This is a genomic window from Deltaproteobacteria bacterium CG11_big_fil_rev_8_21_14_0_20_49_13 (assembly GCA_002796305.1).
Classification (GTDB): domain Bacteria; phylum UBA10199; class UBA10199.
The window spans coordinates 1-10,827 of the sequence record PCWZ01000065.1 but is presented as its reverse complement, the minus strand read 5'-3'; the positions used below and the strand labels follow the sequence as shown (position 1 = coordinate 10,827).

Here is a 10,827-nt window from a genome sequence, read left to right as displayed (position 1 = left end):
TTGCAAACAACGCTCGCCCCTAACGGCGACTTTTTCTACTTCACCCCGGCGGGCATCTGGATATCGAATTTTAAGGCCGTGGTGCCAAGGTTCCTCATAAGCGCAAGGGACCTCTTCACCAAGTTCGATGAATCGGCCGAGATGCTCCTTGCGTGGAACAAATCGCTTCTAAATGCAGTAAAAAACCACGCTGGATATCCATCAACGTTAGTTATCGTCCCTGCCGGCACCGAGGCGGGCGATTACGCGGCGGTGTTGAGACTCCCTATATCCTATACCAAAAAAGACAGCGCCGGTGAAAGCACTGCCCGCTTGGACCTGCGTTATGATTCAAAGACGGGGACGCTCAGCCACATTTTCCCTTTCATGTCTTCGCTCAAGAATAACTTGTCTTCCAATAACAATAATATCCCGCTTGGTGAGAGTGAATCTATGAAGGATAAATCTTTGTACATTTATACTTTGCAATGGAACCCTGACGTAAATAAATTTACTTATTATGTTTCGGTTTCCTACTCTTCAGATGGCAAATCGCATACTGATGCTGCCACTATCAGCTATGACCCCGTTACCGGCAAACATGCTGTAATACATAAAGATGCGTCCATCTTCGGCGACGAAACCGCCTCTGCGAACGAAGTCGGCCTTATCGGCGCAAATCTCATTAGGGAGACCCCCAAGGTCCAATATATCAATGACCTCTGCTTTACGCCTTACGTTTCAAAGGTCTCGGACTACGTAGATATAGGGGCCGTTGAAGCGGCAAAAAAGACCGCCGCCTGTATGCAGGCGCTCCTTACGGGCAAAACAGTATCGATTAAAAAGGCCGGAGAACTTGATATAACGGCCTCCGTCGCCAAAAAAGAGGACCTTGTTAACGCCATAATCGCGGCAACGCTTCCCCAGGCCCCTGTACTGGCATCCATCGATATGGGAACCGTGAAACAGTTCAGCCCAAAACCTGATCCTGGCTACGGTACCAACCAAAAGTATGATATAATATGCGAAGAATATGAAGGCGCGACAAAGTGTCTCCCGAAGGCCTTCTCTGAATGCAGTGACAAAGACAAATGCTTCAAAACATATGCTTCTCTCGATACTTTCTCAATATACGTAAAGGACGATCTGCTGGCATATATAGGCTTCACCAAAAAGGGAGACGATCTGTATGGCGCCATCTATGCCGTAGACCTCGCAACGGGAAAGGTAACGCCTGTCGATAAGAGCGACGAAACAACTACTATTGGAAATATCTCGCTTACACCCACAAGCGCCGGCCCTCTATTCGTCTATCCAAAGACGAGCTCGGCCTCGTTCAAGGCGTGGTACGTCTACGACCCTGTGCTTGGCGTGCCTAAAGAACTGACAAAGTTCCTGCCGTCTGGCATGAATGTAGATGCTGAATATTTTGCCTGCGGCAACGACAACATGTCGTGCACCGGCATTTCATACGACAAGAAATATGCCTTTATAAACTTTAAAGACGAAATGGACAAGAAACAGACCTACGCAAAGGAGCTTACATCGCTCTACCCCGAGGTTACTGATGAGGGGGACGAAGGGAAAGGTTCTAAAGGCGCGGCAAAGTCGGCTGCAAAGGATGTTGGCTCTATAGAAGAGGCCCCCGTTCCGGCGCCGCAGGCCGGGAATAACTTAGGCGAAGGCTGGATAAAGGTAAGCCCCGACGTAGAGCATAAGGGGATTTCGTATGAACTGGCTGCATACGATGGATTTCAAGCGATATGGGAAGGTAATAAAGAGGGCTTCAAGTATCTCTACTGGAACGAACCCTTTAAAGACCCGACCCCGAAGAGAATAGATCCGCAAGGCTACAACAGCGATCAAAAATTAATGTCGCTCGCCACAGGCCTTGGCCTCTCTGGAAGCGCGGTGTCTGTAGCTCCGGCAGACCTTAACGCGGGCTACGCCTGCGGGGCGTCTACAGACCCCAACGCCACCTACTGCGAAGACCCCACAATGCTCTGCGTAGCCGGCGTCTGCAAGGACATGTACTCCTGCTCGGCCGACGTCCCCAACGGCTGGTGCAAGGAAGGGACGTGCCAACTGGCTGAAGGTAAATATCAGTGCGTCACGCAACCTGTTTGTGGAATACCCTGTGGAGCAGGACAAAATTGCGGCACCGACGACTGCGGCAATTCTTGTGGAACTTGCACCGGTGGAAAAATATGTGCGAACGGCTACACGTGTACATCGTGCGTTCCTAACTGCACCGGCAAAACCTGCGGCTCCGACGACTGCGGCGGTTCGTGTGGAACGTGTGGCGGCGGCACGACATGCAATGCAAACGGACAATGCCTCCTTATCGTTGCTCAGTCATATAAAGCTCAGTCACAAACTTTGACTATAGGGGCACCCACGGCCACCACTAGCATATTTGGATGTACTACGCCACTTCAAACCTGCTCAAGCTACAGGTATGACTTTACTGCAAAATGGGATTGTGACACGCCATCCGCAGCCTGCAGCTTTAATTATCAATTATATTCAGATAATGGCAGCAATAATATCACTACAGTAGGAACGCAGGGGACTAAAACCTGCCCTGGTACAATAACATGTAATGCCCTGACAAGTGGCATTAAGGTGACATACAAAACGAATAGTTGGCCTAAAAAAACAAATTCGCCAACGTTTACAATAAAAATATGGCCAACATCAGAAACAATTTCCACCAATTTAACAGGATGCAATATTGATGCCACTAAAGATAGTTGTGCCAGCATAAAGCTCACAAAGCCATAAACTGATCCGGGGAGACACACCGTGTGTGTCCCCAGTTCCCCCACCCACCACCCATAATCGTAAGTGTCGGACACTTAGAGGGCATATTTGCCCGTAAGTGTCCGACACTTACTAACCCTGCAGGAGGATTTTTTCCACCCCTCAAAAAGGGTCGGACCCCTAGAGGGGGGTATTGCAATATAATCGCTCCAATATGCCACCAGAGCACTTATATCCAAGTCGAATAACGCAAACACCGGGTTCTGTAAATTAGGCTTGCCCTATCAATATGAATATTATAGAATATTAATGAATAAAGGAGAATAAATATGCCTAAGACCATAACATTGCGTATCAATGATAAAGAATACAAAACGCTCGCCGAACGTGCCGAAGCCGAGAAGCGCTCGATCTCTAATTTCATTGAGATGGCCGCGCTTCAATATATCAAAGAATCCGAATTTGCCGATATCGAAGAGATGAACGACATTATGGATGACGAAGGACTGCTAAAAAGACTCAAACAGGGAATGAACGACGCCAAGTCTGGAAAGGGGCGATTCGTTGCTTAAATATAAGATATTCGAGACCGAGCGATTTTCGCAGGACATCAAGCTCCTGGCACGAGGCGGTCGCCGCCAACTGGAAGAAAAACTGCTTGAGTACGTCTATCCCCAGCTAAAAGAGGAGCCCCATTTCGGCCCCAATATCAAAAGGCTTCGCGAATGGGCTCCTGCCACATGGAGATACCGAATAAGCGACTGGAGGTTCTTTTATATCATCGATGATGAACATAAGGTCGTTTCCATGATCGCCGCCGCATCACACCGCAAAGATGCTTACCGTTAAAAGGAGTAAATAAATATGCCAAAATTACTCGTCACCTATTTTTCAGAAACTGGCCATACGGAAAAGATGGCCCATTACATTGCCGAGCTCTCAAAGAGGGCCGGGCTCGATGTCGCGCTCAAACGCGTTGAAGAGACCACTGTGCCCGAGCTTACCGGTTATGACGGTATCATCATAGGCTCCCCCACCTATTACGGAGGTCCCGCCTGGCAGGTAAAGAAGTTCCTGGATGAAAGCGTCAAGCTTCACGGAAAACTTAAAGGAAAGGTTGGCGGCGCCTTCACATCTGCCGCAAATATCGGCGGCGGCAATGAAACGACCATCTTAGACATCCTGCACGCCATGCTCATCCATGGAATGGTGGTGGTCGGCGAACATCAGGGAGACCACTTCGGGCCCGTGGCGATAGGGGCGCCGGACAACCGGAGCCTTAAATGCTGTGAGAGGCTGGCGAATAGCGTGGCTGGGCTTCTAAAGAAACTTGGTTAATCACATCCTTCGACAGGCTCAGGATGAGCGAACGTTCTAAACTGCATCCTTCGACCCCTCGACGTTGCTCGGGACAGGCAGACTCAGGATGAGCGAACATTCTGAACTGGACCCTTCGCGGAGTTCGCCATGAGCGAACGGTAGAGAGTCGAAGGGCTCAGGATGACGCGCGGCCCGATCTTCTGTCCGAAAGCCACTGCAGCGCCGCCGGGAAATAGATGAGCGTCGTAAAGAGGCATCCGCTCATGCCGGCAATGGCGAGCTTTCCTATCGAGGAAAGTCCCGAATGGTTCGCAAAGACAAGCCCCAAGAAACCTAAGATGTTCGTCATTGAGGACATCAACGCCGCGCCGCCGCTCGTCTTCAGCACCTTCATAAGCGACTTCTTTCCCATCTCCTCGTAGCGGTGATAGATATGGATTGAGTTGTCGATGCTCGTGCCAAAGACGGTCGGCACTACTATCATGTTAAAGAAGTTGAGCTTCATCTTCAAAACGAACATTATCCCGAACATGATCACAACGCCCACGACGATAGGCGACATTACAAGGGCCGCTTTCCTAAGGTCCCTGAAATCGAGCCACACAAAGAAGAATACGATGAGGAACGATAATATCACGACCCTCGGCACATCCTTTAGCATCGTCCTTAGAACGTCGGCAAAGACCACGGCGTCGCTTGTTCCGTAAAAGGCCCCTCGTGGCGTATCCATCTTCTCTATGCGCTCGGCGAATTCGATGGCGTTTAGGCCGTTGTCGAGCTCCAGGTTGGGCTCGGCATTTATATATGAAAGCTGTTCGCCCTCTATCGGATTCATCCCAAAGAAGGCCTCTTTTACTTTGGGCGGCACCTCGTCCTCTTTTATTGGAACGGTTTCGTTCAGGACCTCTTTGAACCGGTCGAGGTCCTTTTTATGTTCCCCCTTCACGAGCTTCAGCGTCTTATCGGCAAGGAGATGTTTTATCTCACCTATCACCTTCATCTTCTCATCCTGATTATACTGAACGACATCGTACCAAGATTTATAGACGTCCAGGATCGGCCTGTGACCGGAGGCCTCGTCCTCTTCCCTCTTTTGCTTGATATACTCCTTCACGGCCAGGGCATCATCCAGATCATTTATGAAGATGACCGCCGGCCTGTTGACCGTGGGCATCGTGAGCCTTAACTTCTCCTTGGCCGTCTTTCCGCTCGGAATATGCGATTTTAATTTTGCAAAGTCGTACTCAAATCCAACGAACGGCAGCGCAGCGGCCGAAAGTACAAAAATGGCCGCGCTCGCCGCAAGCACGGCCTTTGCGCAGGGAAACTTTTTTTCAAGTATCTTTAGGTCGTGGTGGACTATCTTTTTGAACCTAAGCAGTCTTAATTTCTCCGCGGCGATCAGAACAGGCGGGAACAGAAGATGATACATAACATAGACGATAAGGATACCGCTGCCGGTAATGAAACCGAACTCCGAAAATCCCTTAAAGTCGTTAACTACCAGTATAAGGAACGTGGCCGCAACGGTAAGACCGGCGGTTATGGCAGAGCGGCCGGTAAAATAGAGTATGGCGAATATCGCGTCCTCAATGCTCTTCCCTTCCGAACGCTCCTCTATGTAGCGCGAGAACATGTGTATACCGACCTCAACGCCCAAACCGCCCAGGACCGCAAAGAGGAACGATGTAACAACGTTTAAGTTCCTGATGAAGATATATGCAAAGGCGAACGAACAGATTATGCCGGCGGCAAGAGGCGCAAAAATAATGACAACCGAAAAAGGCCGCCTGAAATAGACCGCAAGGAGCAGAAATATGCCGATACCGGAGATCATGCCGGCAACCTTAAGGTCGTGGATGAGCGTATTATATTCATCAAGCCGGTTCCTGATCGTGCCGGAATAGTAGACCTCCATCGTCGGATCGAACGATTTCAGGTCGAACCCGGCAACGCGCTCTTTTATGTGGTTGAGAAAGACCGTGAATGCCGGGAAATCCTCCGCCCTGTTCCCTATATCGACGGTTATGGTGTACACCCTCCCTTCGTCGTCGGTGACATATTCGTTCCTGACACCCGAGGTATAACGCGTCTTGTATTTTGTCTCAAGGTCTCCGAACTTGAACTCTTCGTTCTTTCCGCCGCCATCCGCTCCGTCATCCTCAAAATCGATATAAAAAGAGCCCAGTTTCTCCCTCTGAATGCGCCGGTCCATCCTGTCCCTTATAGTTTCAAGGTCGTCCAGGTCCAGAAATAGGAGCTTATGCTTGTCGAAAAAATCATAGCCGGTTTTTTTGTAGCGTACATCTCCTACCGTCGGGTCCTTTAAAAGCTCGGTTGCCACGTACCTCACCGCATCGCGAGTTTTTTCGGGATTGTCCGATTCTAAGATGACCGAAAGGCTCGAACCTCCTTCGAACATGGTCCTGAGCTTTTCAAGCTGCTTGACGCTGTCATAATCTTTGGGGAGCAATTTTATAAGGTCGGTCGAGATGTTACCAAAAAGCCTTGCAGTGTAAGGATAACAAAAGGCCGTCAGGCCTATGCCGGCAATCAGAATAAGAGCCCACCGCCTGACAATGAACGAAGTTATTTTTCTGTATATTCTTTCACGCATATATTTGATAGTCATGAGCCGACAGCGAAGGATCCCATGTATTCAGACTTCTAATGAGAGCCTTCGCTACACTCGGGATAACATGCCTTTCAATGGTTTTTCTCCCTTTATCTTGAGGGCATCTACATTTAACTTCTTTCCGGCAACAAATGAGGCCTTAACGGCATTACCCATTCCGCGATACATAAGGAGCGCAAGCACCTCGTTACAATCGAGTTCGCTAAGTTTATAGCGCGGATCTATTCCGCAGATATCTATTGTGTTGAAGTCGGCGGCCTTACCTGCCTCAAAATTGCCCGTTTCGTTGTCGAGCGAAAGGGCCCTTGCGCCACCAAGGGTCGCAAGATAAAGGGCCTTTACGGGCGTAACCGCGATGTTCGGCTGAATATAGTCCGCGTGGCGCATGGCGGTAAAGAGCGACATGGAGGTACCGGCGCCGACATCGGTGCCAAGGCCGTAGTGAATTCCGTGTTCCTCTATCCTTTCTACCGGCATCCTTCCGCTCTTGAGAAAAAAGTTGGACGTGGGGCAATGTGCGAGCTTGGTCTTTGTCTGGGCAAGGCGCCTTAGTTCATCGTCAGAAAGGTGGATGGCGTGGCCTAAGATGGTCTTAGGGCCAAGGCAGAAATTATCTTCATAGACATCGGTATAATCGCCGTAATCCGGGAAAAGTTCCTTCACACGCCCATTTTCGGACAGGTTTTCGGCGATGTGGGTCTGGATATATGCGTCATACTCCTTTGCAAGGCTCCCCACTTCAGAGAGGAGCGTCTCCGAACACGTTGGCGCGAACCGGGGAGTGAAAGCGTATTTAAGCCTGCCGCCCTCGACATTGTGCCATTTAGAACAGAGCTCTTCGGACTCCTTTAACGACGTGTGCGTATCCTCTTCCAGACCTTCCGGAGAATTCTGGTCCATCATCATCTTGCCGATTATCGCGCGGACGCCGGCCTCTTTTGCCAGCTTAAAGACATGGTCGGTGGACCTTGCGTGTATGGTCGTGTAGATGGCGGCGGTAGTCGTTCCGTTCAAGATGAGCTTTTTAAAGAAACGCTTTCCTACATCGTCGGCGACCTTAAGGCTTGAAAAGGCCTTTTCCGCCGGGAAGATATGTTTTTCAAGCCAGTTAAGAAGTGTTGCCCCGTGTTGCCCCCGTTGATCCAGTTGAGGAAGGTGAAGATGGCAGTCAACAAGGCCCGGGATTATGAGATAGCCGCGGAGATCATTGATTCTAGTGCGTGAGTGCGTAAGTGCGTAAGTGCGTAAGTTGAAATCTTTATGACTTCCGCAGAATATTATCTTTCCATCGGGGCCAACAGCAAGACAGCCGTCTCTGAATTCAGCCGCTTCGGAAGGCGACAGCGGATTAATGATACGCCCCCTAAACACATTTATCTTCTCATCTTTTTTCATAATAACTTAGGCGCTTGTGCACTTAGACACTTCTTTTCTCATCTTCAACATTATCATCAGCCTCGGCTTCTGAACTTTCCCCGGTAATGGCATTGCCCGCCAACCTATACGAACCCATCGCCCAATGTCCTAGGTCTATCATCTTGCACCTCTCCGAACAAAAAGGACGCCACTTACTTTCGTCCCAATCGACCGGTTTCTTGCAATATGGGCATGGTCTTGTTTTTTGCATATGGGGGTCAGGAGATGATGGCTGTGAGCCTTGGGCCCGTCTTTATGGTTATCTTATCGGTCGCCGGATGAACGTCTCCGTCCATCTGATAGGTCATGGGATACTCAAGCTCTATTACGACCTCGCCCGCAATGTCTTCTAAGTTGCTGTCGCCGGGGATCTTTTTGCGCATGAAAATCCAGGGAAAACCGACAAGAACTGTGTGTGACGTTCCCGAAAGGCCTATCAAATGAAAGTGACCCGGTTTTTCGCGGGCGCGGAAGAATGGGTCAAAATGAAGCCCGAAGGTCTCTATGGTCCCGGCATGTAGCGAGACATAGTTCTTAAAACCCCACTCCTTTCCGTCGACGGTCACCTTGGCGTCGAAACGTTCGGTCATCTTCTGGATATAGCTGGTGTTGAACGCCGCGCTTGCAAAGAAATACGCAAGGAGCTTGCCGGCGTTAAAGGGGGTCTTTTTTACGAGGCGGTAATATTCCTCCATGAACCGGCAGACAAGTCCCGTTCCAAAAAGAAATCCGTGCTTGCCGTTTATGTTCATCACATCTACTTCGGTCGACTTGAACTCTTCGCCGGCGTGGTACTTGAATATGAGGTTAGAAAGTATCTTCTCGGGGAGCCCCTTAATGCCGAGGGCGTTAGTAATGTTATTCATCGTTCCGCCGCGAAGAAAGGCTATCTTCGGCAACGGGGAATCCCCGTAAACGTTGAGAAATGTGGAGAGCGTGACGTGGTTCGTACCGTCGCCGCCGGAGATGCCGAGTATCTCTATCTGCTTCTCCTTGAACTCCTTTGCCAGTGCCTCGACGTCAAGGATATCGTGCGTGGCGTGGCAACTGGCCTTATCGCCCACGATAAAACCAAGTCTTTCCATGCGCTCGGGGTTATGCTTATAAGAGCGCGAATGCGGATTTAGTATTATTCCTATTCCTGACATAATGTTTCATGCGCCTATAGCACTAGACAACCTCTTTTGCAACAATTGAAAGCGATTCTTTAATAATATCAATGGCTTTTTGGAGGTCGGCGTCCGTATGACGATGCGCTATGTACCAGTGGTGATAGGGCTGAATAAAGAGACCGCGCCTTATCGCCTCGGTATAGAACTGGGTGCGGCGCTTTTTATAAAGGCCGGCGTTATCGACGTCAAAGGTTATATATGGCATAGGAGGGATACCCGAGACCTTTACGGGAAGCCTTGAGCCTTCGACGATCTTCTGAAGCTGGTTCAGGAATTCGGTTCCCCTCTTCCAGATAGATTCGCACACCTTTTCCCTTTCCAATATCTCGATGGTCTTTAGCGCCGCTATCATCTCTAGACTGTTCGGGAAAAACGTGGAGGATATGAATACGTCTTTTTCCGCCATCTTCATGAACTTCTCTTTGCCGACAACTGCCGATATTGGATAACCGTTCGCCATCGCCTTGCCTACGCACGCCATGTCCGGGGTCACTTTATAACGTTCCTGCGCGCCGCCCATGCTCACGCGGAAACCGGTGCGGATCTCGTCGAATATCAGGACCACGTTATACTTGTCGGCAAGCTTTCTCACGCCTTCAAGGTAGCCGGGCCTTGGCTCTTCAACCGGCTTTGCAAGAGGGTGCCCTATAGGCGTGACTATAACGCAGGCGGTTTCATTCTTGTTCGCCTCAAGCTTTTCTTCAAGGTCCTTAAGGTCGTTATAGTGGAACTCTATCGTGTCGGCATAGACATGCTCGGGGACGCCGTTATGCACCTCGACCGCCCAGTCGGCCCAGCCGTGATAACCGCAACGAAGTATCTTGTTACGCCTTGTAAATCCGCGCGCGATACGCACCGCGCAGGTTGTTGCATCGGTGCCAGTCTTCACAAGAATGGACATATCGCAACAGGGGATCTTTTCTATAAGTTTTTTTTCAAGTTCGTTCTGCACAGGCTGAACAAGGCTGAAGCAAAAGCCCTGCTTAATTTGCTCCGTGACCGCGTCGTCTATCTCCTTTTCTTTGTGGCCCAGGATGATGGGGCCATAGGAACAGAGCATGTCTATATAATCGTTGCCGTCGACATCTACAATGTGCCCTTTGTCACCTGTCTTAATGAATATGGGATATTCCCCTTCGACGAAATTATATGGACGCCTTATCCCCATCATGCCGCCGGGGCAGAGCCTCTTTGCCTCTTCATAAAGCCTGAACGATTCTTTGAGATTCAACTTTTGTGACATCTTTTCTCCTTATACGCCATACGCCTCTATTAAAACCTGCCCATATTGCAATACAGCGCCTTTTATTTCAATACATGTCCATTGCTTGCGATCGTATTATATTGAAACGAATTCATATACTCCGTTAATCATCGCGATTATTTTGCCCTAGTGCAAATTCCGCTGATGTCGGCAGGTGATTCCGCTCATGCCGGCATCCCTGTGACATACTGAAGAACTGTTACGTGGGTGCTAACATACCCTGCCTGCATCAATCAAGGTTTTCTTGTTTTTTGCGTGACCGATTTCACGTTTAGGTA

Annotated in this window: 9 protein-coding genes and 1 pseudogene (1 of these 10 only partly in view); 5 read left to right on the top strand and 5 right to left on the bottom strand. The window is 49.6% G+C overall.

The genetic code is table 11. The features are described from left to right. A pseudogene (locus tag COV46_06165) lies at nt 1–23 on the top strand (hypothetical protein) (it extends 334 nt beyond the left edge of the window). Further along, a complete protein-coding gene (locus COV46_06160) occupies nt 1–2,763 on the top strand; it encodes a hypothetical protein (protein ID PIR16953.1) in 2,763 nt (920 codons plus the stop codon). Before COV46_06165 ends, COV46_06160 begins: the two are co-directional and overlap by 23 nt. A gap of 308 nt (nt 2,764–3,071) precedes the next feature. Next, nucleotides 3,072–3,314, top strand: coding sequence for a CopG family transcriptional regulator (locus COV46_06155; GenBank protein PIR16952.1), 243 nt, complete (start codon nt 3,072–3,074; stop codon nt 3,312–3,314). Next, nucleotides 3,307–3,591 carry a hypothetical protein gene (locus COV46_06150; protein ID PIR16951.1) on the top strand — a complete coding sequence of 95 codons (285 nt, stop codon included), beginning with the start codon at nt 3,307–3,309 and terminating at the stop codon, nt 3,589–3,591. The genes COV46_06155 and COV46_06150 overlap by 8 nt, the downstream gene beginning before the upstream one ends. Nucleotides 3,592–3,606: 15 nt before the next feature. Next, on the top strand, nt 3,607–4,080 hold the full coding sequence (locus tag COV46_06145) for a flavodoxin (protein ID PIR16950.1): 474 nt from the start codon (nt 3,607–3,609) through the stop codon (nt 4,078–4,080). A 157-nt stretch (nt 4,081–4,237) separates the two neighbouring features. Here COV46_06145 and COV46_06140 read toward each other — a convergent pair whose 3' ends face one another. The 5 genes from COV46_06140 to COV46_06120 are packed head-to-tail and all read right to left on the bottom strand — an operon-like array spanning nt 4,238 to nt 10,528. Further along, complete coding sequence (locus tag COV46_06140) at nt 4,238–6,694, bottom strand: hypothetical protein (GenBank protein ID PIR16949.1); 2,457 nt, start codon at nt 6,692–6,694, stop codon at nt 4,238–4,240. A 51-nt stretch (nt 6,695–6,745) separates the two neighbouring features. Beyond that, a complete protein-coding gene (gene guaD / locus COV46_06135) occupies nt 6,746–8,092 on the bottom strand; it encodes a guanine deaminase (protein PIR16948.1) in 1,347 nt (448 codons plus the stop codon). A 22-nt stretch (nt 8,093–8,114) separates the two neighbouring features. Then, a complete protein-coding gene (locus COV46_06130; protein PIR16947.1) occupies nt 8,115–8,324 on the bottom strand; it encodes a DNA gyrase inhibitor YacG in 210 nt (69 codons plus the stop codon). A gap of 7 nt (nt 8,325–8,331) precedes the next feature. Then, nucleotides 8,332–9,261 (bottom strand): hypothetical protein, encoded by a 930-nt coding sequence (locus COV46_06125; GenBank protein ID PIR16946.1) that lies wholly within the window; start codon nt 9,259–9,261, stop codon nt 8,332–8,334. Nucleotides 9,262–9,283: 22 nt separating this feature from the next. Then, nucleotides 9,284–10,528 (bottom strand): glutamate-1-semialdehyde 2,1-aminomutase, encoded by a 1,245-nt coding sequence (locus tag COV46_06120; protein PIR16945.1) that lies wholly within the window; start codon nt 10,526–10,528, stop codon nt 9,284–9,286. Nucleotides 10,529–10,827 lie beyond the last annotated feature (299 nt).

Excerpts from the sequence above, each read along its gene's own strand:
- COV46_06155 (PIR16952.1), top strand. The coding sequence starts at position 3,072 with ATGCCTAAGACCATAACATTGCGTATCAATGATAAAGAATACAAAACG.
- COV46_06145 (PIR16950.1), top strand. The coding sequence starts at position 3,607 with ATGCCAAAATTACTCGTCACCTATTTTTCAGAAACTGGCCATACGGAA.
- COV46_06140 (PIR16949.1), bottom strand. The coding sequence starts at position 6,694 with ATGACTATCAAATATATGCGTGAAAGAATATACAGAAAAATAACTTCG.
- guaD (PIR16948.1), bottom strand. The coding sequence starts at position 8,092 with ATGAAAAAAGATGAGAAGATAAATGTGTTTAGGGGGCGTATCATTAAT.
- COV46_06130 (PIR16947.1), bottom strand. The coding sequence starts at position 8,324 with ATGCAAAAAACAAGACCATGCCCATATTGCAAGAAACCGGTCGATTGG.
- COV46_06125 (PIR16946.1), bottom strand. The coding sequence starts at position 9,261 with ATGTCAGGAATAGGAATAATACTAAATCCGCATTCGCGCTCTTATAAG.
- COV46_06120 (PIR16945.1), bottom strand. The coding sequence starts at position 10,528 with ATGTCACAAAAGTTGAATCTCAAAGAATCGTTCAGGCTTTATGAAGAG.